The sequence below is a fragment of the Microbacterium sp. 2MCAF23 genome, from assembly GCF_052115565.1.
Classification (GTDB): Bacteria; Actinomycetota; Actinomycetes; order Actinomycetales; family Microbacteriaceae; genus Microbacterium.
Genome location: NZ_JBFRGY010000005.1, coordinates 107,156 through 132,514 on the forward strand (window position 1 = coordinate 107,156; position 25,359 = coordinate 132,514).

The 25,359-nt window shown below is 69.7% G+C and carries 14 protein-coding genes and 1 tRNA gene; 8 read left to right on the forward strand and 7 right to left on the reverse strand.

The annotated features are described in order from the left end of the window. Positions 1–31: 31 nt before the first annotated feature. Genes AB4078_RS07150 through AB4078_RS07175 form a run of 6 tightly spaced genes read right to left on the reverse strand, consistent with a single transcriptional unit; the run spans position 32 to position 7,133 of the window. A complete protein-coding gene (locus AB4078_RS07150; RefSeq protein ID WP_441976539.1) occupies positions 32–1,768 on the reverse strand; it encodes a protein kinase domain-containing protein in 1,737 nt (578 codons plus the stop codon). Continuing rightward, positions 1,765–3,222, reverse strand: a complete 1,458-nt coding sequence (locus AB4078_RS07155; RefSeq protein WP_440732755.1) for a peptidoglycan D,D-transpeptidase FtsI family protein — start codon at positions 3,220–3,222, stop codon at positions 1,765–1,767. The genes AB4078_RS07150 and AB4078_RS07155 overlap by 4 nt, the downstream gene beginning before the upstream one ends. A gap of 13 nt (positions 3,223–3,235) precedes the next feature. Then, entirely contained in the window at positions 3,236–4,636 is a 1,401-nt protein-coding gene (locus AB4078_RS07160) for an FtsW/RodA/SpoVE family cell cycle protein (RefSeq protein ID WP_441976540.1), read from the reverse strand. Beyond that, positions 4,633–5,883: a protein phosphatase 2C domain-containing protein gene (locus AB4078_RS07165; protein ID WP_440732757.1), complete on the reverse strand. Its 1,251-nt coding sequence runs from the start codon at positions 5,881–5,883 to the stop codon at positions 4,633–4,635. Before AB4078_RS07165 ends, AB4078_RS07160 begins: the two co-directional genes overlap by 4 nt. Positions 5,884–5,892: 9 nt before the next feature. After that, positions 5,893–6,408: an FHA domain-containing protein FhaB/FipA gene (locus AB4078_RS07170; RefSeq protein WP_440732758.1), complete on the reverse strand. Its 516-nt coding sequence runs from the start codon at positions 6,406–6,408 to the stop codon at positions 5,893–5,895. Further along, positions 6,405–7,133, reverse strand: a complete 729-nt coding sequence (locus AB4078_RS07175) for an FhaA domain-containing protein (RefSeq protein ID WP_441976541.1) — start codon at positions 7,131–7,133, stop codon at positions 6,405–6,407. Before AB4078_RS07175 ends, AB4078_RS07170 begins: the two co-directional genes overlap by 4 nt. Before the next feature lie 291 nt (positions 7,134–7,424). On the opposite strand from AB4078_RS07175, the gene AB4078_RS07180 reads away from it, so the two are divergent. The 5 genes from AB4078_RS07180 to AB4078_RS07200 all read left to right on the forward strand — a co-directional run bounded on the left by AB4078_RS07180 (position 7,425) and on the right by AB4078_RS07200 (position 19,227). Further along, positions 7,425–7,508, forward strand: a tRNA-Leu gene (locus AB4078_RS07180). 222 nt (positions 7,509–7,730) lie between these two features. Beyond that, a complete protein-coding gene (locus tag AB4078_RS07185; protein WP_441976542.1) occupies positions 7,731–10,235 on the forward strand; it encodes a right-handed parallel beta-helix repeat-containing protein in 2,505 nt (834 codons plus the stop codon). 178 nt (positions 10,236–10,413) lie between these two features. Continuing rightward, positions 10,414–12,288 carry a lipase family protein gene (locus AB4078_RS07190; protein WP_441976543.1) on the forward strand — a complete coding sequence of 625 codons (1,875 nt, stop codon included), beginning with the start codon at positions 10,414–10,416 and terminating at the stop codon, positions 12,286–12,288. 306 nt (positions 12,289–12,594) lie between these two features. Continuing rightward, the gene (locus tag AB4078_RS07195; protein ID WP_441976544.1) at positions 12,595–17,178 is read left to right on the forward strand and encodes a Calx-beta domain-containing protein; all 4,584 of its coding nucleotides are present in this window, start codon (positions 12,595–12,597) and stop codon (positions 17,176–17,178) included. Positions 17,179–17,364: 186 nt separating this feature from the next. Beyond that, positions 17,365–19,227, forward strand: coding sequence for an AAA family ATPase (locus AB4078_RS07200; RefSeq protein ID WP_441976545.1), 1,863 nt, complete (start codon positions 17,365–17,367; stop codon positions 19,225–19,227). A 54-nt stretch (positions 19,228–19,281) separates the two neighbouring features. Here the strand turns inward: AB4078_RS07200 and AB4078_RS07205 are convergent, their stop codons facing one another. Continuing rightward, positions 19,282–20,067: a DNA/RNA non-specific endonuclease gene (locus AB4078_RS07205; RefSeq protein ID WP_440732764.1), complete on the reverse strand. Its 786-nt coding sequence runs from the start codon at positions 20,065–20,067 to the stop codon at positions 19,282–19,284. 194 nt (positions 20,068–20,261) lie between these two features. Here AB4078_RS07205 and AB4078_RS07210 point away from each other — a divergent pair, with 194 nt between their 5' ends. The 3 genes from AB4078_RS07210 (at position 20,262) to AB4078_RS07220 (ending at position 25,312) form a co-directional block, all read left to right on the forward strand. Continuing rightward, the gene (locus tag AB4078_RS07210) at positions 20,262–22,370 is read left to right on the forward strand and encodes a DHA2 family efflux MFS transporter permease subunit (RefSeq protein WP_441976546.1); all 2,109 of its coding nucleotides are present in this window, start codon (positions 20,262–20,264) and stop codon (positions 22,368–22,370) included. Positions 22,371–22,426: 56 nt separating this feature from the next. Beyond that, on the forward strand, positions 22,427–23,041 hold the full coding sequence (locus tag AB4078_RS07215) for a TetR/AcrR family transcriptional regulator (protein ID WP_441976547.1): 615 nt from the start codon (positions 22,427–22,429) through the stop codon (positions 23,039–23,041). A 195-nt stretch (positions 23,042–23,236) separates the two neighbouring features. After that, on the forward strand, positions 23,237–25,312 hold the full coding sequence (locus tag AB4078_RS07220) for an MDR family MFS transporter (protein WP_441976548.1): 2,076 nt from the start codon (positions 23,237–23,239) through the stop codon (positions 25,310–25,312). Positions 25,313–25,359: the final 47 nt, after the last annotated feature.

A 25,359-nucleotide genomic window follows, 5' to 3' on the forward strand; every position in this document is an offset into this window, starting at 1 on the left:
CTGGTTCTCTCGTTCGTACTGCTGACCGACGTCAGGGTGTCGGCGCCGGAGTGACCGGGCCGGTGCCCGGCAGGATCGGATCCGCCATCTGCGGCGACGGACCGCTCTCGCGCTTGCTGTCCCCGCACAGCGCGATGTACGTCGCGGTGACCTGAGCTCCGGGCTGGTTCGCGATCGAGATCTGCGCGTTCAGCGTGCCGGCGTCGAAGGTCTTCTGGGATCCGTCGCCGACGAAGGTCGCGTTGGTCAGCGTCACCACGTAGCCCGACACGTTGCCGGTGCCGCTGGGGCACACGAAGCCGGCCCAGCTGAGCTGCACGGTCTGCCCGGCGATCGCCGGGCCGCCGAGCGTCGGCGGCGAGTCGGGTGCGCCGATCGGAGCGAGGTCGCCGTAGACGGTGAGCTTGACCGAGGTGCCCTTCTTGACGTTGCCGCCGCTGGGGTCGGTGCTGTAGACCGTGCCGACCTTGTCCTGCGCGGGGGCGCTGTCGCCCGTCGAGCAGGATCCGTCGAGGCCTGCGCCCTTGAGGGTCTGCACCGCGGCGTCGCACGTCTGGCCGACCAGGTTGAGTGTGCTGAGCGCGACGGTGTCGGCCGTCGGCGTCGGGGTGGGCGTCTTGCTCGGCGTCTTGATCGGCGTGGTCTGCGAGGTCGTCGACGGAGCGGGCTCCGGCGCCTTCTGATTCGACAGCAGTGCCCAGATGGTGCCGCCGAGCACGATGATCAGCAGCGCGATGAGGGCGATCAGCGGCCAGGTCCAGGGGCTGCGCTTCTTCTTCTCCGGGGCCGCGTCGGCCTCGGTCGGGATCTGCGCCGTGGTCGGCATGATCGTGGTCGCACCCTGCGTCGCGCCCATGAGCTGCGTCATGGCGTCGTCGGAGCTCGCGACGGCACCGGCGCCCACGACGCCGGCGATGACGGCGGGCACCGCGATCGCGGCGGAGTTCAGGTCGCCGCGGCGCAGCGCCTGCGCGGCACGGGCGACGGTGGCGGCGGAGCTCGGCCGGTCCGCCGGCTTCTTCGCGATCATCGCCATGACCAGGTTCTGCACCGGCTGCGGCACCGTGGCGGGCAGCGGCGGCGGGGTGTCGTTGATCTGCGCCATCGCGATCGCGACCTGCGACTCGCCCGTGAACGGGCGCTTCCCGGCCAGGCATTCGTACGCGACGATGCCGAGCGAGTAGATGTCGGTGGCTGGGGATGCGGCGTGCCCGGATGCCTGCTCGGGCGAGAGGTACTGCACGGTGCCCATGACCTGACCGGTGGCCGTGAGCGGCACCTGGTCGGCGATGCGGGCGATGCCGAAGTCGGTGATCTTGACCCGGCCGTCCGGCGTGATCAGCAGGTTGCCGGGCTTGATGTCGCGGTGCACCAGACCCGCGGCGTGCGCGGCCTGCAGTGCGGAGGCGGTCTGCGCGACGATGTCGAGCGTCTTGTCGGCGCTGAGGGTGCCCTCGCGCTCGATGATGGTCGAGAGGGCCTCGCCGGGCACGAGCTCCATGACGAGGTACGCGGAGCCGTTCTCCTCGCCGTAGTCGAAGACGCTCGCGATGCCCTCGTGGTTCACCAGGGCCGCGTGGCGGGCCTCGGCGCGGAAGCGCTCGAGGAAGCCAGGATCCCCCATGTACTCGTCCTTGAGGATCTTGATGGCGACGGTCCGCCCGATGACGTGGTCGGTCGCCTCCCAAACCTCGCCCATGCCGCCGATGGCGATCCGAGACTGCAGCTCGTAGCGACCGCCGAAATGCACACCTTGCGTCGGCCTCATTTCTTCAGCACCGCCTCCATGACCTTCTTGGCAATCGGTGATGCGATTGCATCACCGGATCCGGATTGTCCTTGCCCACCGCCGTCTTCGACGACGACCGCAACGGCGATCTCCGGGTTCGAAGCGGGCGCGAAGCCGGTGAACCACAGCGTGTAGGGATCTGTGTCGCCGTTCTCCGCTGTGCCCGTCTTACCGGCCACGTCGACTCCGTCTATTCTTGCACCCTGCGCTGCGCCGCTTGAGACCGACGCCTGCATGGCCGCGGTGATCGCCGCGGCCTGCTCGGAGCTCATGGCCTGCCCGAACTGGGTGTTGTCGAACTGCTTCTGCACCGACAGATCGTCGCCGAGGACCTGATCCACCATGCGCGGGTTCATCACGACGCCGTCGTTCGCGATGCCGGCGGCGACCATGGCCATCTGCAGCGGGGTCGCCCGCACGTCGCCCTGACCGAACCCGGTGAGACCGGTCTGGTCGGAGGACAGGCTCTTCGGATAGGTCGACGGGGTCGACTCCAGCGGGAGGGAGAACGCCTTGCCGAAGCCGAACTTCTCCGCCGTGGCGCGGATGTCCTTGTCGCCGAGCTGAACGGCCAGCTCTGCCATCGGGATGTTGCAGCTCAGCCGGATCGCATCGGCGAGGGTCACGGTCGGCCCGTCGCCGCAGGTGCCGCCCCAGGCGTTGTGCACCGCGGTGGTCGTGCCGGGCAGCGTGTAGGCGGCGGGATTCGGGAACGTCGACTGCATCGTGAACTTGCCGGAGTCGAGCGCCGCGCTGGCCACGACCAGCTTGAACGTGGATCCGGGAGGGTTCATGTTGCCGCCGATGGCGCGGTTGTTCAGCGGCTTGTTCGGATCGGCGACGAGCCCGTCGTAGGTCTTGTTGGCCGCGGTCCCGTCGTGCACGGCGAGGGAGTTCGTGTCGAAACCGGGGGTGGAGACCATGGCCAGGATCCGCCCGGTCTTCGGCTCGATGGCGACGACGGCTCCCTGGTAGCCCTGCAGGGCGTCGTAGGCGGCCTTCTGCGCCACCGGGTCGAGACTGAGGCGCACGTTCGCGCCCTTCTGCGGCTGGCCCGAGATGATGCGCTCGATCGAGGACAGGAACTGCGTGCTGCCGGTGCCGCTGAGCTCGCTGTTCATGGCCTTCTCGATGCCGGTGGCGCTGCCCAGGGCCGGGTTGTAGTAGCCCGTGACGGCGGACCACATCTGCGGGTCGGTGTACACCCGCTGGAACGAGTACATGTCGCCCGACGGCGTCGACGTGGCGATCGGGGTGTCGCCCGCGAGGATGGATCCGCGCTGGATCTCGTAACTGTCCAGACGCGTGCGCCGGTTCGCGTCGTTCTGCGAGAGCGCATCGGCCTGCACGACCTGGATCCAGCTCACCGAGCCGAACAGTGCGAGGAACATGACCAGCACGAGGATGCTGATCCGACGGAGTTCTTTCGTCATCCGATCACCTTCCTCATCCGATCACGACCCTGGGCTGGCGGCGCACCCCGTCGGAGATGCGCAGCAGCAGCCCGACGATGAGCCAGTTCGCGATGAGCGAGGATCCTCCCGCGGCGAGGAACGGGGTGGTGAGTCCCGTCAGCGGGATCACCCGGGTGACGCCGCCGACCATGATGAACACCTGCAGACCGATCGTGAACGAGACCCCCACCGCCAGCAGTTTGCCGAAGTCGTCCTGCCCGGCGACGCCGATCCGCAGTCCGCGGCTGACGAACACCATGTACAGGCAGAGCAGGGCGAACAGCCCGATGAGGCCGATCTCCTCGCCGAGGCTGGTGATGATGAAGTCGCTCTCGGCGACGGGCGTGATCTGCGGGCGGCCCTGGCCGAGGCCGGTGCCGAGCAGTCCGCCGTGCGCGAGGCCGAAGATGCCCTGCGTGAGCTGGTAGCTCTGGTCCTCCATGAGGTCCGGGTTGAAGGCGTTGATCCAGGTGTTGAACCGGTTCTGCACGTAGGTGAGGAACTGCGACACGATCGCGACGCCGACCACCACGCCCGCGACGCCGATGAGCACCCAGCTCGTCTTGCCGGTCGCGACGTAGAGCATGACGATGAACATGCCGAAGATGAGCACACCGGTGCCGAGGTCGTGCTGGGCGACGATGATCGCGAGCGAGATCAGCCACACCACGATCACGGGCCCGAGCTCGCGCATGCGCGGCCAGGTGATGCCGGCGAAACGCTTGCCCACCGAAGACAGGCTCTCCCTCGTGCGAACCAGGTAGCCGGCGAAGAAGATCGCCAGGAAGATCTTCGCGAGCTCGCCCGGCTGGATCCCGAGTCCGGCGATGTTGATCCAGACGTCCGCGTTCGCGTCGTCGACGCCGAGGCCGGGGATGAACGGCAGGATCAGCAGCACGATGCCGGTCAGGCCCGACAGGTACGTGAAGCGGTACAGCACGCGGTAGTTGCGCAGGAGGATCACGAGCGCGATGGCGCCGATCACCGAGATCGCCATCCACATGAGCTGCTTGTTCGAGTAGGCGTCGAAGCCCACCCGGTGCGCCGCGATGTCGAGACGGTAGATCTCCGCGATCCCGACGCCGGTCAGCAGCGTCGCGATCGGCAGGACGAACGGATCCGCATCGCTCGCCACGAAGCGCAGCACGATGTGCAGGGCGAAGACGAGCACGGCGAGCCCGCCGCCGATGAGCAGGATCATCGGGTCGATCCGGCCCAGCGCGCCCAGCTGCACGAGGGTGAGCGCGGTGCCCGCGACGACCACAGCGAAGAGCAGGAGCCAGAACTCGCGGTTGCGCTGCGTCTGCGGCCCGCGGATCCTGCGCAGCGCGCGCAGCACGGCGGTGTCGGCGGCGACGTCGCCGGCGTGAGGTGCGGGTGCGGTGGAGGTCATGGCTTCTTCCCCGTCCCTGCCGAGGCGCGGAGGCGCTCGACGATGGCGTTCGCATCGTCGAGGGACCGTGCGGTGATGGTCTGCTGCACGAGCGACTGGTTGAAGCTCGGCAGATCGGACATGCTGATGCCGGTGTCGTCGTACACGTGCGAGAGGGAGATCGGACCGAGATCCTGCTGGATCCCCTGGAAGACCGCGACCGTGTCCGACTGGGTGTCGACGCCCACGAAGTAGCGCGTCTGAGTCCACGCGTAGGCGCCGAACAGCGCGGCCGCCATGAGCGCGATCACGACGATGAGGCCGGTGATCCAGCCGACCCGTCGGCGCACCGAGCGGCGGTGGTCCTCCTCGATGAGCTCCTCGAGGTAGTCGGCGGCGGGCTCGAAGTGCGTCGGCTCGTTCGCCGCCTGGCGCACGGGGTGCAGCCAGCTGGGACGGGCCGGGCGCGCCGCCGGAACGACGATGCCCTGCGGATTCGCCGCAGCGCCGACGACCGTGGCGGATCCGGAGAGCACGGGGTGCTGGCCGCCGACATCGACGATCACGATCGTGACGTTGTCCGGGGCACCGCCGTCGAGGGCGTAGCGCAGCAGGCCGTCCGCGGTGCGCCCCGGCGCCATGCCGAGCCGCAGCGTCTTCTGCATGTGCGCCTCGTCGACCACGCCGGACAAGCCATCGGAACACAGCACCCAGCGGTCGCCGGGCAGCGTCGGCATGACGAACATGTCGAGCTCGGGATCCGCGTCCATGTCGCTGAGCACGCGCATGAGTACGGAGCGGCGCGGGTGATAGCGCGCCTCCTCGGGGGTGATCCGCCCGGAGTCGACCAGGCGCTGCACGAACGTGTGGTCGGTGGTGATCTGGGTGAGCGTCTCGTCGCGGTAGAGGTAGATGCGCGAGTCGCCGATGTGGCCGATGACGGCATAGTCGTCGACCATGATGATCGCGTCGAGCGTGGTGCCGAGGCCTGCCAGTTCCGGGCGGTCCTTGACGGCGCGGATCATGTCGCCCGCGGCGGTGGTGGCGGCCGCCTGCAGCGAGGCCTCCGCGTCCATGGTGGAGGGGTAGGCGTGGTCGAGGTTCTGCAGCCGGTGGATCGCGATGCTGCTCGCGACGTCGCCACCCGCGTGGCCGCCCATGCCGTCGGCGACGACGAACAGGTTCGCCCCGGCGTAACCGGAGTCCTGGTTGTTGGAGCGGACCTTCCCGGTGTGGGAGATCGCGGCGCTCGAGCCCTCGAAGACCATGGTCGCCGGTTACGCCCGCAACTCGAACGTGGTGGCGCCCACCTTGATGGGCGCGCCGATCGGTACGGGCACCGGGGCGCCGACGCGCTCGCCGTTCAGGAACGTGCCGTTCGTGGAGTCGAGATCCTGCAGCATCCACGCCTCGCCCCACAGCAGCAGTCGCGCGTGGTGGCTGGACGTGTAGTCGTCGCGGATGACGAGACCCGACTCGCTGGAGCGGCCGATCGACATCGGCTCGGATCCGAGCGGCACTTCGAGGCCGGCCTTCGGACCCGAGGTGATCACGAGCTTGGTGACGGTGGACGTGGTGGCGGGGCCGCCGGGCTTGCCCTTCGGTGCGGCCGCTGGCTTGGCGGGCGCCGGCTTCGCCGCGGGAGCGCTCGCCGCCGCGGCCTGGCCCTGAGGAAGCTTGCGCACGCGCACGCCGAACAGATCCGCGCGCAGCGAGTAGACGACCGCGAACACGAAGAACCACATCAGCACGAGGAAGCCGATGCGCAGCAGGAGCAGTGTCAGTTCGCTCACGGATTGACCCCGAACGCGCGCGTCGCGTCGTCTCCGCGGCCGCCGCGGGCCGGTGCCGAGACGGGCACGACCTGGAAGGTCAGGTCCGTGCGGCCGATCGTGATGACCATGCCGCTGGAGAGCTGCGCCTCGCGCACGCGCTGGCCGTCGAGCTTGGTGCCGTTGGTCGAGCCGAGATCGCGGAGCATGGCGTGGTCGCCGTCCCAGAGCACCTCGGCGTGCTTGCGGCTGGAGCCGGCGTCGGCGATGGTGATGTCGGCATCGCTGCCGCGCCCGATGACGGTGCGGGCCTTCGTGAGCGGGTACCGGGATCCGCCGGTCGAGATCTCGGCCTGCCAGGTGACCCGTCCGGCGCTCGAGGTCGAGGTGGACTCGACGCGCACGGTGCCGGTGGCGAGCTTGTCGTCGGCCTCGAGGGCGATGTTCACGGGGCCGGCGAAGCTGTATCCCTGCGAACGGGCGTGTTCCTTCACCAGCACGTGCAGCTCGTCGATGAGAGCGGATCCGAGTCCGTGCATGGCCGTCGCGTCCTCACCGCTGAGATTCACGAGGAAGGTGCTCGGCACGATGATGCGGTCGCGGCTGACGACAGCGGCCTTGGTGTCCATCTCACGGCGCAGGGCCGAGGCGATCTCCACGGGCTGGATGCCGCTGCGGAAGGTCTTCGCGAAGGCGCTGTTCACTGCGCGCTCGAGACCCTTCTCAAAGCTGTCTAGTAGTCCCACTGGGCTCCCATGGCTCACCGATCGGTACGGCCATGTTAGCGACACGGCCTGAATGAAGCCCCGGACGGCGCGATACGCAGGAAACCCTGAAGCGGTCGGGTGACGCGGGGGCGGAACGCGGGGCTTGGATCCGCGAGACTGCAACTCCGTAACGAGACAGCAGGATTATCGTGCAGTCTCGCGACGCAGATGCAGTCTCGCGGATGGGGCGGCCTGCGGGCGCGGCGCCGTGGTTCGAACCGGGACTCGGGGCGTGATATTCTCGGGAGGTTGGTTCGCGAGGACCGACATGCGCGAGTGGCGGAATAGGTAGACGCGCTGGCTTCAGGTGCCAGTGCCTGCAAGGGCGTGGGGGTTCAAGTCCCCCCTCGCGCACAGAACGAAGAAGGCCCGGATCTCAGGATCCGGGCCTTCTTCGTCTCCGCGGCGCAGCGCGGTCCCGGCCTCCTCGTGCCAGTCGGACGGTCGATGTCATTGCCGAATGAACCGCCCGGATCGGTTCCGCTCGTACGTGTGCGAATGCGTTCGCTTCCTTTCGTTGGAACACGCTTTCCCGTGACCATGGGGCACAGGACTGCATTCGAGGAGGAACGCACGATGGCCCGCACTTCGTATCCCCATCCCACTGCCGCATCGGGGAGGATCCGCCGCTGGAAGGGCCTCCTGGCCGGTGCAGCGACTCTTGCTCTGCCGCTCGTCGGGCTCGGGGCGCTGCCCGCCGCCGCAGCGACCGGCGCCGAGTATCGCGTCGACTGCGGCGCGGCCGAGGCCGGCGCGGACGGCAGCGCCGACCACCCGTACACGACCCTCGCCGAGGTGAACGCTCTCGCGCTCCAGCCCGGTGATGCGCTGCTGTTCGCCCGCGGCACGACGTGCACGGGCACGCTGTCCCCGCACGGATCCGGATCCGCTGATGCGCCGATCGTCGTGGGTGCCTACGGCGATGGCGCCGCGCCGGTCATCGACGGCGCGGGCGCGCACGACGCCGTACTGCTGAAGGACATCGAGCACATCACGGTGCAGGACCTCGCGATCACGAACGCCGCGAACCCCGGCACCGAGCGGAACGGGATCCGTCTCTCCCTCACCGACTTCGGCAAGGCGAGCGGCTACGTGCTGCAGCGTCTCGACGTGCACGACGTGATGGGCGACGACAACAAGGGACTAAACGGATCCGCCGCGATCCAGATCGGCATCGGGGGCAAGAGCACGCCGACGTGGATCGACGGGCTGCAGATCCGCGACAGCACGATCACGCATGTCGGGCGCGAGGGCATCTACTTCAAGTCGACCTGGAACAAGCGTCCCGAGGTCGGGTCCCAGGACACCAGCGGTCTCGGCCCGTGGACGCCGAGCACGGGCGTCGTCATCGCCGGCAACACCCTGACGAGCGTGGCGGGCGACGGCATCAAGGTCGACACGACGAAAGGCGCGGTGATCGAGCACAACATCCTCGCGGGCTTCCAGCTCCGATCCGCCGTGGCCAATGCCGGCATCTGGCCCTTCAACGCCGACGACACGCTCGTGCAGTACAACGACGTGTCCGGGGGTGGCAACAGCCACGATGGCATGTCGTTCGACGCCGACGGCGGATCCCAGAACACCGTCTTCCAGTACAACTACAGCCATGACAACGCGGGCGGCCTGCTGCTCGTCTGCCCCTACTCCGGTGCGCGCACCTGGGGCACTGTGTTCCGCTACAACATGAGCTACGACGACGCGGCGCGGGTGTTCCAGCTGTGCCCCGGCAACATCCAGGACACGCACATCTACAACAACACCATCGTCGACGAGCACGCGACGCCCACGTACTTCCTCCAGGACGACAACAGCACCAGCCGCGGCGTGACGTTCAGCAACAACATCATGGTCAACCGCGGCGCTCCCATGGGCGTGCAGGTGCGCGGCCCCGGGCTGTCGTTCGATCACAACCTCTTCATCGGCGTCACGGGCGTGCCCGCGAATGCCGACGGCGCCGTCAACCCGGGCGGTCTCGGCGACGACCCCGGCTTCGTGGAGGAGACCCACAAGCCGACCGGCCTCGACGATCTCGGCGGTCTGGGGCTGCGCCAGTTCTCGCCGGCCTTCCGCGCCGGTCTCGCGGTCGCGGACAACGGCGGACGGGACATCACCGGCACCCCGGTGCCCGAGACGGGCCCCGTGAACCTGGGCGCGGATCAGGGCGTCGGCGCCCACACGGATCCGTCGGCGGTGCTGCGGATGCCGTCCGTCTCGGCCGCGGCGGGCCTGCCGGTCACCGTGCACGTCACCGCGATATTCTGGGGCGCCAAGCCCACGCGCAGCGCGACGGCCGCATTGCAGGCGCCGGACGGATGGACGGTGACCCCGGTCCAGGCGAGCGTTCCGGACGGGCTGAAGTCCGGCGCGGGCGCGGAGCTGTCCTGGACCGTGACCCCGCCCGCCGATGCCGCGGAAGGCACAGCGACGCTGACCGCGACCGTGACCGCCGGTGACGGCCTGCTCGGCAGCGTCGCGACGGACGCAAAGGTGCGCGCCCTGTTCGCGTCGGTCGAGGCCGCCTACAACGATGTGGCCATCACCGCGGACGGCGCCTCGCCGTATACGGGCGATCTCGCGCTCAGCCGGAGCAGCCTCTCCTCGAACGAGCTGCTGAAGGCCAAGGGCATCGCTCCCGGTGCGACCGTTCAGGGCGCAAAGGTCGCCTACACCTGGCCGCAGTTCACGCCGGGTCAGAAGAACGCGGTGTGGGCCAGCGGGCAGAGCATCGCCGTGCACGGGCAGGGCACCGCGCTCGGACTCGTGGTGTTCGGCGTGAACGCATATCCCACCCCGGTGTCCGGCACGGCATCGGTGACGTACACGGACGGATCCACGAGCTTGTTCACGCTCGCCGCCGGCGACTACTACTACAACCAGCCGGCGACGGGGAACACGTTGTTCACGAAGATGGCCTATCGCAACACCCCCAGCGGCAAGGGAAACGGCCCGTTCAGCCTCTTCGAGAGCACGATCCCGATCGACGGCGCGAAGCAGGTCGCCTACGTGACGCTGCCGCAGCGGCCGGCCTACACGGACGGCAAGACGCCGGGCCTGCTGGTCCTGGCGATCGGCGTCGGCTGACCCGCGCGGTGAGCCGAGTCCCTGTCCCGTCGTGCGGGCAGGGACTCCGCCCGCGCGCAGACGCTTCACACTGCAGCCGAAGGGCCAGTATGTTGGCCTCAGCGCGCCCCGGCACGGGGATCGCAGGATGCGGATCGCGGCTGAGCGGCCGAGTGACCCGTGAGGCGAAGGGGGCACCGTGGTCGGCGACGAGAGTGCAGTCCTACCGGATCCGGATGAGGCCCGACGCGGACGCTCCGACCGCCTGAGCGGCGGGATCGCCCGCCCGATCGGCGTGATCGCCCGGCAGAGCACGGCGATCCGGATCGTGCTGGGGCTCGCGCTCGTCGCGGTCGGCGCCGTCTTCCTCCTCGTGTCGATGACGGTGCAGACGATCGCGCTGGTCACCGGGATCGGGATCCTGCTGGTCGGTGTCGCCGTTCTGGTCGTGCCCGGTGACCGCGCCGAGGGACCTGGATCCGGATCCCGTTCGCTTCCCGTGATCGTCAGCCGGGTGCTCGGTGCACTGCTCGTGCTGCTGGGCGCCGGGATGGCACTGTGGCCCGCAGCGGGCGCGCCCCTGCTGGCGCAGCTCCTCACCGTGGCGCTGGTCGTCTTCGCCGTGGCGACCGTCATACGGGCGTTCCGGCCCGGCGCGGACCAGCGCGTCACGGGCATCATCGGGGCCGTCGCGACACTGGCTGTCGCCGCGGTCACGGTGTTCTGGCCCGTGCTGACCCTGGTCGTGTTCCGCCTCGGAGTGGGGGCGTGGTTCGTCTTCATCGGGCTGCAGCTGCTCGTGCGGGTGCTCTGGCGTCGCCCCCAGGCGCCCCGCGCCCCGGGTGGACGTCGCGGGGTGCGCTGGCTCCGCACGATCGGGGCGAGCGTCGCCCTCGTGCTCGCGGTCGCGCTCGCCGCGGGCAGCGGCGCGCTGCTCGGCGGCACCCCGCTGCCGGTGCCGGACGCGTTCTACACCCCGCCCGCCGACGTGCCGGCGCAGGCCGGCACCCTGATCCGCTCCGCACCGATGACCGTCGGCGTGCCGGCCGGGGCGAAGGCCTGGCGGATCCTCTATACGACAACCAACCCCGACGGATCCCCGGCGGTCTCGAGCGGCACCGTGCTCGCACCGGCGGAACCCGGACCGGATCCACTCCCCCTGCTCACCGTCTCGCATGGCACGGTCGGCGTCGTCCCCGGCTGCGCGCCCTCGCTCAGCGCCGAGCCGTTCGCCGACGGCGCGGGAACGGCGATGGTCGACATGGTCACGAAGCACGGCTGGGTCGCCGTGACCAGCGACTACATCGGTCTGGGCACGAAGGGCCCGCATCCCTACCTCGTGGGCGACGCGGAGGCGCGCAACGTGTGGGACGCGTCCAAGGCCGTGCTCGGCTTCAGCGAGCTCAAGGTCTCCACCGGCACGGTGATCTGGGGCCACTCGCAGGGCGGTCAGGGATCGCTGTGGACGGGTCAGATCGCCGCGTCGTACGCCCCGGAGTTCACCGTGAAGGGCGTCGCCGCGTTCGCGCCGGCCTCGAACCTGTACGCGCTCGCCGAGGCCATCAAGTCGGAGACGGCGGGTAAGACGGTCTCGGCGTACATCGCTGCGACCTGGGACAAGGTGTTCCCGGATCTCGACGTCGAGAAGAACCTCACGCCCGGATCCGCAGGTCCCGTGGAACGCATCGGTGGACTCTGCTTCAACGGGCACGACGGCCTTGCGGCGATCCTGCGCGGCAGTCAGGTGCCGAACCAGATCTTCCCGAACGCGCTGCTGGCGGGGCCCTTCGGTGACAAGCTCAAGGAGCAGGAGCCCACGGGGCCGTTCCCTGCTCCCCTGCTGGTCGCCCAGGGTCTGGCGGATCCGCTCGTGAAGCCCGTGATCCAGGACGAGTGGGTCAAGGCTCGCTGCGATGCCGGCATCCCCGTCGACTACCGCACCTACCCGGGGCTCGGGCACGTGGAGCTCGTGGGGCCCGACTCGCCGCTCACGCCGCAGCTCGAGCAGTGGACCCTGGACCGCTGGGACGGAAAGGCACCGACCCCGGACTGCGACCACCTGCCGGCGGGCTGAGGGCGCACAGCCCGGATCAGCGGGCGAGAGGGCATCGCGGGAGCGCGATGGCGGCCATCCGGTACACAGTGATGGTCCGCGCAGCCCGTTCCGGCGCCTGTGGATAACCATGGCACCGTGGTGACACTGACGCGCCCCGAGTCGCGCCGCTAACGTCTGTCGTGCCCTGGATCGGCGCTCGGGAACGCATCGAGTGGGGTGCGGGGCATCGCCGGACCCGGGATCCGGCGATGCGGCGGGACGTGCGACGAACGGGAACGAGGGCGAGTGACGGGGCGAAGCAGGCAGAGCGCTCGATCGACTGGCGTGGCGCTGCTGCTGGCGGCGATCGTCACCGGCATCGTGGTCGTACCGTCCTCCCCCGCGCACGCCGATGAGGATTCGATCCGCTTCAGCAGCGGCGAGGCGCACGCCACTCTGGGGCCGAACGATGTGCTGCGCATCGACGGGCGGCTGCGGTACTTCAACAACTGCTCGGCGCCGGCGAACGCCGGCGGGATCGATGATTTCGTCTACCCGGCGGCGGACGTCTACGTCGTCGCCGCGAACCATGAACCCTCCGACGGCGACGCGCTGAGCGACGCCTCCGGCACGCCCACCACGATCGTGCAGGCGGGGGGTACGTTCGTGGACGAGATCCTCGCGATCACCCAGCCCAGCGGATCCCTGCCGGAGGGGGAGTACTCGATCGTCGTCGACACCTGCCAGAACGGTGTCTTCAACGCCGCGTCCGACACGCTCCTGAGCGACACGATCAGCGTCGCATTCCCGCCTGTCCTGCCCGCGATCGATCAGTCCATCCTGGAGCTGAAGAACAATGCCCGCACCCAATGGGGCAACTGGCAGGAGATCGCGAAGCTGTTCGACACCCTCCTGAACGTCGACAAGGCTGCCGGCTGCGGCACCGCCGCATTCGAGCACGGCGAAGAACTGGAGGACGCGCTGCACGGCTGCCTGGAAGTCGTCAACATCTGGGTGGACTCCCCGGCGATCTCCACCTGGATCGAACAGACCGGGCGGATCAAGGATGCCGCCCGATGCCATGGCGACGACGCCGGTGCCTGCTTCGGTTTGATCTCCTCGTACTGGGGGCTGGACGGATCCCCGGTGCGCACCTTCGTCACGTCCGGGGCCAAGAACCTCATCGCGAACCAAGCCAAGACGTTCTTCGGGATCTATGCCGACCCCCCGCGCACCGACTACACCTCCGCGTCCTCGGCGGTGCAGCCCGACCTGCCGATCCCGCAGACCCAGGGCGACGGTCCGGTCTTCGACCGGCTGAGCGAGTTCGCGACCGCACTGGAACGTGAGCAGCTGATGCGGACCGCACTGCTGGCCGCGCTAGAGCGCTATCAGGGCGCCCAGGCCGCGGGCGATACCGCGGCGGCCGTGGCCCAGGCACGCTCTGCAGCGAATCTGGCCGACGCCATCGCGGAAGCCGCACCCGTCACCGCCGCGTTGCTGCAGGGCTGGTTCGACGGGGTGCAGACCGCGATCCCCGACCTCACCGCGATCACGCAGGACGAATGCGCCGACGCGCGGCGCCTGCTCGGCGGGCTGAACGGGGCGAACGGCAGCGGGATCACCCCTGCCGAGAACCAGGCCCTGCGCAACTGGGGCAACGCGGGTTCGGCCCGATCCGCGTGGCTCGACGAGGTGCGCGCGAACGGCATCGTCCCTGGCGGCCTGAACTGCGCGCCGCTGTCGAACCTCGGGCCGGTGAGCGCCGTCGTGAACGGGCAGAGCGCCGAGTCCGACCAGCTGCGCCGCATGGCGGCGACGCTGCGACAGCTGGCTGACGGAATCGTCGGATCCGCCGCCGCGCCGACCCTGCGTCTGACGGGTGCGACGGGAGCGACGGTCGGTGCGCCTGTGACCCTGGCCGCGAGCGCGAACCTGGGGGCGACCGTGAGCTGGGATCTGGACGGCGACGGCGCATTCGACGATGCGACCGGGGCGTCCGCAACGGTGACGTTCGCCATCGCCGGCCATCGGTTCGTCGCGGCGAAGGCAACGGTCGGCGACGGCCCGGCGGTCACCGCGCACGCGCTGGTCGACGTGACAGCGGCGAACGGCGCTCCGCGCATCGACGGCTTCGATCCGGCAGGGATCGACGGGCGCGCCTACGCCACCACGGCAGTGGGTGACGAGCAGACCTTCACCGTGCAGGCGACCGACCCCGAGGGCGAGTCGCTGCGCTATGACTGGTTCGTCGACGGCGCCGTGCAGAGCGGGAACGGGCCGACACTGACCATCACACCCGTGAGTGGCGATCGTGGACCGCATACGGTGAGCGTGCAGGTGCAGGATCCGCATCCCGGAAACGTTGCCGGGCAGGCCTGGCGCTGGCAGGTGAACGACCCCGACCGGGACCACGACGGCTGGGCAGACAACGCGGTCGCCGACTGCGACGACCATGATGCGTCCGTGCATCCGGGGCAGGGCGAGGTGCTGTTCAACGGCCGGGACGACGACTGCAACACCGCGACCGCCGACCAGCCCGCGAATCTCGGGACGGGCGGTGAGGTGTGGACCTGGGGCGACTACCGCGGTAACGCGCGGGGCGGAGCCGCCGACGTCCCGGCCCCGATGGGAATCACGGACGCGGTGCAGATCTCGGGCTTCATGGTGGGGGGCAACGCACTGCGCAGCGATGGCACGGTGTGGGGGTGGGGCGACGGCAACGGGTCCATCACCCGGCTGCCCGGCACGAACTACGGACCGATGTACGGCCTCGGCAGCGAGTCCGGGGAGCTCGGCGGCGTGACGGCGATCACCGAGACCACCTACCTGGTGCCGGCCGTGTTCCTGCTGCTCTCCGACGGTCATGTCGCGTCGGTGGGCTGCGAGGGAAACGCGACGACCGACGGGCAGCTCGGTGCCGGAGCGGCCCTGAACTGCCGCAATTACCCGGACTACGTGCTCGGCCCCGACACCGACGGTGACGGGGCGCCGGATCCGCTGAGCAACGTGGTGAAGGTGTGGAACCTCGGCGGGGCGGGGCTGGCGCAGCAGGCCGACGGGACCCTGCTGCAGTGGGGTCGGCGGCAGTGCGCCGGGACCCCGGGGTATCGGCCGATCAGCTACACCGCGGTGGTTGAGCCGGCCTTGACGGCGGCGCTGCCGGGACTCGTGCAGGCCATCGGCGGCAGCAACAACGACGGCGCCGCGATGTTCCGGCTCGCGGACGGGCGCGTCCTGGCCTGCGGGGCGGACATGCCGGGCCCCGCGCAGGCGCCCAGCAACCAGGTGGTCCCGTTCGGCGACTTCGGACCTGCGGATCCGGCGGTGGACGTTGCAGTGACGCAGAGCTCCGACGAGTTCTGGGTCGTCACGGCATCCGGAAAGCTCTGGGTCAAGGCGTCGACCGGACTCGCTCTCGACCTCGATGGCTGCACGCCTCAGACCTGCCCCGGCTGGAAGCTGTTCGAGGCGCCACTCCCGCCGGGGGCCGCGGCGGTGGATCTGGAGACGACGTGGCCGACGATGCACCTCCGCCGCGCCGATGGCACACTGCTCACCTGGGGTGAGGGAACCGCGGGGTCGTCCGGCCACCCCGGGCAGGGTGGTTGGGGCACCCCGGCGCCTGCGCTGATCGACGGTTTCGTGCTGCAGAGCAGCCTGGCCACGTGGGACGGGTATGCGCTGGTGCTCCCCTCGGCCACGGTGGCCGCGTCGGGATGGGTGCCGCCGCAGCCCGACGTGAGGGTGTCGGCGTCGGGCGCCACGGGTCCTGAGGGCGGCGCAGCCACGGCCGGCGTGGTGCTGGACCGGCCCGCGTCGGGTGATCTCGTCGTGTCCTGGCGCTTCGGCGACGCGACTGGCGATGTCACCGTGCCCGCCGGCCAGACCCGCGTCGACCTCCCGCTGACGCTGCCCGCACCCGATGGCGTGTGGGGTGCGGATCGGCAAGCACAGGTGATGCTCACCGGAGTGTCCGCGAACGCGATCCTCGGCGAGGACGTCGCCGACATAACGATCACCGACGCGGATCCGGCTCCCGAGCTCTCTCTCGAACCCTCCTCGATCGCAGAGGGCGACGACGCTCTGACCGCGGCGCCCGTGACGGTCCGGCTCTCCCGGCCGGCAGCGGTGGATCTCCGCGTGCGCGTGACCGCCGCCGACGGCACGGCGACCGCGGGAACCGACTACAAGCCGCTCGACGTCACGGTTCCGGTGCCGGCCGGCAGCACGACTGCAACCGCGCCGCTCGTGCTGCTCGGCAACACCGTGCCCCAGCCGAACCGCGCTCTGACGATGACCGCGGCCCCAGTCGCTCCGGATGCCGCATCCGTGATCCTCCCCGTGACCGGATCCCTGACGATCGCCGACGACGACCCGGTCACGCTACGGGCCCGCAGCGTCGTCGTCGCCGCCGGCGACACGGCCGAGATCGAGATCGCCTCGCCGCTCGTACCGGCCGACGAGTCGGTCGCCGTGGAGTGGCACACCGTCGATGCCACCGCCCGGGCGGGAACCGACTACACCGCCTCCACCGGAACCGTGACCCTCGCGGGCGGCCGTGAGGGCGGCGGCCGCGGCACCATCACTGTCCCGACGGCCCTGCTGACTGCGGCCGCCTCAGCAGAACAGGGGCACGTGCTGACTGTCGCGCTGACCCCCGCCTCTGGGACGCGCACGGTCGTCTCCCCGGCATCCGTGACGATCCTCATCACACGCGCACTCGACTCCGGACCGAGCCCGAGCCCGAGCCCGGAACCGTCGTCGCCGCAGACGCCCGTTCCCTCCCTCCCGGCACAGGCAGATCACGGAGGCGGTGACCTGCCGGGCACCGGGGCGGCGCTCCCGGTCGCGGCGGTGGTCATCGGTGCGCTCGCGCTGCTGGCCGGAGCCGGGCTGCTGCGGGGCCGTCGTCGAAGACGGGGTTGAGGGGCGAGGCGCCGTCGGGCCGCGGGGCTGACGGACATCGTGGAGCTCAGCGGTCACGGCGACGCGACCCAGGACGCGGCTGACGACGACCGGGCTGAGCGTGCGCCGCGCACTCGGCCACCTGCCCTCGAAGCCTGTGTCGTCCAGGCCTTCCGCACGCGTGCGCCCGTCCACTACGTTCGTCCCGTGAGACCACGGTCGTTGCGCGCCGCTGCAGAGGAATCCGACGCCGCGCGCTTCGTCGGCCGGGATCCGGAGATGGCGACGGTCGCGGACCTGCTCGACGCTGACACGCCGAGCCGGATCCTGTTCGTGCACGGACCCGGCGGCATCGGCAAATCGACATTGCTGCGGGCCGCCGCCGCGCTCGCGGATCGCCGGGGACTGCGCACGTCGCGGATCGATGCACGCACCCTGCCGCCCGAACTCGAGCACGCGGTCGAGGTCGTCATGTCCGGTGGCGCCGTGCGGCGATGTGTCGTGATCGACGAGGCGGATGCACTCGGTCCGCGCCTCGACGTGCTGCGCGACCGGCTGCTGGACGAGCTCGCCGACACCAGCTGCCTTCTGGTCGCGGGCCGCAAGGGACCCTCCCCGTCGTGGCGCACCGCGGGGCTGGACGCGATCGTCGTCGGACTGCCGCTGCGCCCCCTCACCGACGAGGACTCCGCCGAGCTGCTGCGCTCGCGGGGAATGGATGAGGCGCAGGTCGCGGAGATCGTGGAGTGGGCGCAGGGATCCCCGCTCGCCCTGACGGTCGCCGCCAGCGCTCCCGCAGGTCGCACCGACGGCCCGAGCTCAGCCGCGCTCGAGCAGCGGCTGACGCAGTGGCTCGTCGGACAGCCGATCCTCGACGTATCCCGCGACGTTCTCGAGGTCGCTGCTCTCGCCCGCACTGTCGACGCTCGCCTGCTGAGCGCCGCCCTTCCCGGGCAGGCCACTCGCGACGGCCTGCGGCGCCTCGCCGCACTGCCCGTCGTGGAGCGTCTCGGAGACGACATCGCGCTGCATGCGGTCCTCGCCGCGTCGATCCGCGAACACCTGCGCAGCACGGCCCTGGCGCGGGCGGCCGCGCTTTCGCGGCGCATCGCCGAGCACCTCGCCACGCGTGCGAGGCTCGGCGACATGGGGGCGCTGCTGCGGCTCTCCCGGCTGCTGGAGAGCGCCGAGTTGCGGGCCGCGATCGGCAACGATCCGAGCGACGAGTACTACGCCGACAATCGCCTGCACCCGGGTGAGCTCGAGCGTTTCGGGCGCCACCATGGCTTCGACGACGGCGCGGACTGGGGTGAGGTGCTCGACTGGTTGCAGCGGCCTGAGGGCCTGCTGTTGATCCGCCGCCGCGACGGCGAGGCCGTGATGGTGACGCGTTTCGTCGCGGTGCGGGAGCTTGCGCACACCGCCGCGCCGATGAGGCAGCCGGATCCGCGGAGGTCGCATGAACGGGACTCGGGGCCGGCGCCCGGCGCCATCGCGAGGAGCCTGGCGCTCGCCGCGGAACGCACAGACGCGGATCCGGCTCGGTCATTCGCCGGCGTCGTGCTCTTCGCCGACGGTCCTGCGCGCGACGCGGCGGAGGCGGCGCGGCTCGGCAGCGGCGCCTTCATGCTGCAGCACGGCGTCGGCGACATGCAGTCGATGTTGATCCACTACCCCGAGCCGGATCGCCGACCGCCCGTGCCGTCGAGCATCGCGAGCGAGGTCACGGGTCCCCTTCCGCGGCCCGTGGCGCTGAGCGACTTCCGCCCGTTCGGGGCGATCGGCAACGTGGAGGCGATGGTGCTCGGCGAACTCGGGTTCGTGCCGCGCTCGATCGACGCCGGTCTGCTTCTCGCCGAAGACGACGACCCCGTGCGGATCGCCGCACTCACCGCCCGGCTCGACGAGGTGTTCGGAGCGGGCGCGGAGGACCGTCGTCAACGGCGGGCGCTCGAGCTCGTCCACCTCGGCACGCGCACGAGCGAGGAGGAGTGCCTCATGGCGCTCAACGTGAGCAGACGCACCTGGTTCCGCATTCTTCGCGCCGCACGGGAGCGCGTGGCCGGCTGATCGCCTCGGCGGGCGGATGTTCCGTCCGCCCGTTTCCGTCCGCGGTCGGGTTGGTCAGACCACGACGTCGTCGAGCGCGTGGAGCAGACGCCACTCGCCCGGGCGGACCGTCCGCGTCGCGAGCACGTCGGCGGACTCCAGAGGCCCGACGTCGACGCCGGCGAGGGTCGCGATCTCGGAGACCGGCACCTGGAACGTGCGGAACCCGCCGAGCGGCGCCGTCGCGAGCAGGCCGTCCCTGGTGTCGACCAGGTCGGACTGATCGAGCACGAATCCCGCCGCCGCGAGCGAACCCGCCGTGTCCCACGCTGCGATCTTCCAGAAGCGCAGCGGGATCCGGATGCCGCGGTAGGGCGGGTCATCCTCGGCCAGGACCGGCGCGGTGAACACCGAGAGGCGCTGCGCCGTCGCCTCCGCATAGGTCAGCACATGGTCCTCGAGGCCCAGCCAGAGCTCCGGTCCCTGGTTGAAGTTCGCGGCCTGCGGCGCCGCGTTGGGGTAGACGAAGGTGGCCTCCATCGCCGCGCGCGCGTCACCGGTCTCGCCCCAGCCCGGATCTCGCCGGCGCACCAGATGACCACGATCGAGGTCGTTGCGGGCGTAGACGGCCGGGCCGGTCTGCTCATCCTCGCCGACCCGCGGATCGAGCCGCCACTCGCCCGTGCGCGGCAAGTCGCGCAAGGTCGCACCGTCGATGTTCACGCCGGTCGACGCTGCCAGCCGACGCTCGGGGTCCAGCAGCACGGTGAATCGCGGGTACGCGAGTTCGCGCACCTGGTGACCAGGGCGAGGAAGAGGCACGGTCGTCGCGAGGAACCCGGGGTCGTAGCCGTCCGTCATGCCTCCATCGTCGCCGAAGCCTCCGACAACCGGCCCGGCACAACGGATCCGAATCCGTGCGTGCAGGAAAGCTTGCAAAGGTGTAACATTGCAGGGTTGCAAGTTTTGCGCCGGCGTCGGCGCTCGCGTCGATCGATGAAGTCCGCGGGCAGGATCCGCACCGCTCCATCCCCCGTTCTCCTGGAAGGACCTGTATGGCAACCGCCACCGACACCGTCACGACGGTCGAGGCGCCCATCGCGCACGCGCCGAAGCCGATCATGACCCACAAGCAGATCATGCTGGTGATCTACGGCCTGATGAGCGGCATGTTCCTGTCGTCGCTCGCGCAGACCGTGTTCGGCACCGCGATCCGCACGATCGGTGACGACCTGCACGGTCTCGACCAGCAGGCCTGGGTGACGACCGCGTTCCTCATCACGTCGACCATCGCCGTGCCGATCTACGGCAAGCTCAGCGACATCTTCGGCCGCCGCCCGCTGTTCATCCTCGGCATCGTCATCTTCATCCTGGGCTCCACGCTCTCCGCGTTCTCGACCTCGATGATGATGCTGGCCGCGTTCCGCGCGTTCCAGGGCATCGGCGCCGGTGCCCTCATGGCGCTCCCCCTCGCGATCATGGGCGACATCCTCGCTCCGCGTGAGCGCGCCAAATATCAGGGCTACTTCTTCGCGGTGTTCGGCATCGCGACCGTGATCGGCCCGCTGGTCGGCGGTCTCTTCGCCGGTGCGAAGGAGATCCTCTGGATCGACGGCTGGCGCTGGACCTTCCTCATCAACATCCCGCTGGGCCTGTTCGCCCTGTTCATGGTGATCACGTTCCTGCACCTGCCCAAGGTCGGCAAGCACAAGGGCCCGCGCATCGACTGGTGGGGCGCCGCCGCCGTGATCGTCGCGCTCGTGCCGCTGCTCATCGTCGTCGAGCAGGGCCGCACCTGGGGCTGGGACTCGGTCGCCGCGATCGCCTGCTACGCGATCGGCGGGCTCGGCCTCGTGGCGTTCATCGTGATCGAAGCCCTCATGAAGGAGGACGCGATCATCCCGCTGAAGCTGTTCCGCTCCGGCACGTTCGCGATGGCCACGGTGCTGGGCGTCCTCGTGGGCTTCGCGATGTTCGGCGCCATGATGACGATCCCGCTGTACATGCAGATCGTCGTCGGCATGAACCCGACCGAGTCGGGACTGTCGATGCTGCCGCTGATCCTCGGCCTCATCATCGCGTCGCTGGTCTCGGGACAGATCACCGCACGCACCGGCAGGTACCGCATCTTCCCGGTCCTCGGCACGCTCTTCACCGCCGTCGGCTTCCTCTCCCTCACGCTCATCCGCTACGAGACGCCTCTGTGGCAGATCTTCGCCGGCATGTTCGTGCTCGGTCTCGGTCTCGGCCAGCTCATGCAGCCGCTGACGCTCGCGAGCCAGAACTCGGTCGACCCGCACGAGATGGGCGTCGCCTCGAGCGCTGCCACGTTCTTCCGCCAGATCGGCGGAACGCTGGGCACGGCCGTCATGCTGTCGGTGCTGTTCTCGATGCTGCCGACCAACATCCTGCACGCAACCGAGGACAAGGCCAACCTGACCGCGGCGCTCGACGCCGCGCTGGATCCGGCGACGTCGTCCAAGAGCGAGAACGCGGCGATCATGAAGCAGCAGTGGAGCGGAGTCGCCGGTCCGCTGACCGAGGGCGTTCAGGCGCAGCTCGACAAGGGCGTGGCGGAGGGTGACGCGAAGGCCAAGTCCGCGGCCCGTGACGCCGTCACCACCGCCGTGACCGCGGGCGTGGACCAGGCCGTCGCCGCGGGTCAGCTGCCCGCTGAGGCCGCCCCCGCCGTGATCGCGCAGAAGGTCGCCGAGGCGACGCCTGCCGCCGAGGCCTCCGCGCACCAGCAGGTGCTGAACACGGCCGCGGAAAAGGCGCACGCCTCGGTGCAGGGCGACACGGTCGCGGTCGACTGGGCCGACCACGACCAGCGCACCTACTGGGTCGACCAGCTGGTGCCGACGCTGCAGGACCAGATCAAGAAAAAGGAGAACGACGCCTCCGGATCCGGTTCCTCCGGCACCGCGGTGAACGACACCTCCTTCCTGACGGGGGCGGACGCGGCGCTCAGCAAGCCGTTCAAGATCGGCTTCATCCAGGGGCTCGTGACGCTGTACTGGGTCGGCCTCGGCGTGATCCTGCTCGCGTTCGTGCTGACCTGGTTCTTCAAGGTTCCGCCGCTGCGCGCCCGCTCCGCCCTGCAGGAACGGGCCGACAAGGTCGGCATGACCGAGACCGGAAGCATCAGGACCCACAAGGCCTGAGCAGAGCCTGACGAGAGCCGGGGCGGAGCCCCGCTCCGGCTCTCGAGGAGACAGAGATGACGAGCATCGAAGAACCGGCGGCGGATCCGCACGCCGACAACTGCGGGCGTCGCGAGCGCAAGAAGCAGCAGACGCGCCTGGCGCTGCACGAGGCGGCGCTGCAGCTGGTCGACGAGCAGGGCCTCGACGGCACCACGGTCGAGCAGATCTGCGAGACCGTGGACGTCTCGCCGCGCACCTTCTTCAACTACTTCCCGTCCAAGGCGGCCGCAGCGCTGGATCTGCCGGACTCCGGGATCTCCCCCGAAGGAGCCGCCGCCTTCCGCGCAGCCGAGGGCGAGCTGGTTCCGGCGCTGTGCGAGCTCATCGGCGCCTCGATGGATGACGCGCAGCAGCGCAAGCGCATGAAGGCGCTGGTGCTGCGCCGCCCCGAGCTGATGCCCGCGTTCGCGCAGTGGATGGGAGGCGTGCGCGAGCAGTACTTCGCGCTCGTGCGCGAGCGGGCGACTGACGAGGAGGCGCTGGCCGCGGTCGCGCTGACGATGGCGGCGCTCAGCGTGATCGTGCACGACGGGACCGCCGGAGGCGAGCGTCCGGGAGCGGCGCGGCTGCTGGAGGGCGTGGAGCAGCTGGTGGCCGCTCGCGGCGCTCTCCTGCGCGACCCCGACTGACCCCGCGGTCGCTGAGCTGGTCGAAGCGCCCCGCCGCGCAGGATCCAGCAACCTCATAGCGATTCTGCGTTTGCGCAACCTTTCCTTTCGTGTAATCTTGCAGGGCTGCAACATTCTTGCCGCCAACGTCGGCGCTCGAAGCGACGGGTGTCGACGACGGGCGACGGCGTCCTCGATTCACGTGAAAGGGACTCCATGTCCACCGCCACAGCAACAACAGGGGCGACGCGCGCCGAGCGCTCGCAGAACGCCCCGATCATGACGCACAAGCAGATCCTGCTCGTCATCTACGGCCTCATGGCCGGCATGTTCCTGTCGTCTCTCGATCAGACGATCGTCGGCACCGCGATCCGCACGATCGGCGACGACCTGCACGGTCTCGACCAGCAGGCCTGGGTCACCACGGCGTACCTGATCACGTCGACGATCTCGGTGCCGATCTACGGCAAGCTCAGCGACATCTTCGGTCGCCGGCCGCTGTTCATCTTCGGCATCTCGGTGTTCATCCTCGGCTCCATCCTGGCGACGTTCTCGTCGTCGATGCTGATGCTCGCGGCGTTCCGAGGCGTCCAGGGCATCGGCGCGGGCGCGCTGATGTCGCTGCCGCTCGCGATCATGGCCGACATCCTCGCGCCGCGTGAGCGGGCGAAGTACCAGGGGTACTTCTTCGCCGTCTTCGGCATCTCCTCGCTGATCGGCCCGCTCGTCGGCGGCCTGTTCGCCGGTGCGAACGAGATCCTCTGGATCTCCGGATGGCGCTGGGTGTTCCTCATCAACCTGCCGATCGGCCTGATCGCGCTCGGCATGGTGATCGCGTTCCTGCACCTTCCGAAGGTCGGCAAGCACAAGAACCCCCGGATCGACTGGTGGGGCGCGACGGCCGTGATCGTGGCGCTCGTGCCGCTGCTGCTCGTCGCCGAGCAGGGCCGTGAGTGGGGCTGGGCCTCGTTCGGCGCGATCGCCTGCTACGTGATCGGCGGCCTCGGCGTGATCGCCTTCGTGCTGATCGAGATCGCGATGAAGGACGACGCGATCATCCCGATCCGGCTGTTCCACTCGCGCCCGTTCTCCTGGGCGACCGGGATCGGCGTGCTCGTCGGCTTCGGCATGTTCGGTGCCATGATGACCATCCCGCTGTACATGCAGATCGTCGGCGGACTCACCCCCACCGAGTCCGGATTCGCGATGCTGCCGATGGTGGTCGGACTCATGGGCTCGTCGATGGCGGCCGGGCAGATCACCTCGCGCACCGGAAAGTACGGCATCTTCCCGCGCACCGGCACGCTGATCATGGCCCTCGGCTTCCTGCTGCTGACCTTCGTCTCCTCGAACACTCCGGTGTGGTTCATGATGATCGGCATGTTCGTGGTCGGTCTCGGCCTCGGCCAGCTCATGCAGTCGCTGGTCATGGCGAGCCAGAACGCCGTCGAGGCCAGGGACATGGGTGTCGCGACCAGCGCCGCGACCTTCTTCCGCCAGATCGGCGGAACGCTGGGCACCGCGATCATGCTCTCGATCCTGTTCACGCTGCTGCCGCTGAACATCACGCACAGCATGGCCGACAAGCCGACGCTGACGGCCGCTCTGAACGGAGCTCTGGATCCCGCCGTCGCCGGTAAGGAACAGAACAAGGCGGTCATGAAGCAGCTGTGGACGCCGATCACGGGTCCGCTCGAGCAGAACATCCAGGCGCAACTCGACAAGGGCGCGACGGCGGCGAAGACCGCGGCGGGCCAGGCTGTGACGCAGAAGGTCACTGACGGCGTGAACCAGGCAGTCGCGGCGGGCCAGCTCCCGGCGGCTGCGGCGCAGACCGTGATCGCCCAGAAGGTGGCGGAGGCGACTCCGGCCGCTGAGGCCGCGGCCCTGCAGGCGGTCGCCGACAAGGCGCATGCGGCCGTGCAGGACGGCAAGGTCGTCGTGGACTGGTCGAACAAGGACCAGCGCAGCTACTGGGTCGACCAGCTCGTGCCGAACATCGTCAAGGAGCTGAACAAGGCGTCCTCGAAGACGTCGAGCGGATCCAGCAGCGCGGTGAGCGACACGTCGTTCCTGAACGGGGCCGACCCGGTGCTCACCAAGCCGTTCATGGTCGGCTTCACGAAGGCGATCGACGTCATCTACTGGGTCGGGTTCGGCGTGCTCATGCTCGCCTTCGTGCTGACCTGGTTCTTCAAGGCTCCCCCGCTCCGCACGCGCTCCGCGCTGCAGGAGCAGGCCGATGCCGCCGGTGTCAGCGAGACCGGCACCATCAGGACCCAGCAGGCCTGAGCGGACGGGCCGGAACGGGCGGATTCCCGTTCCGGCCCTCCCGTCGG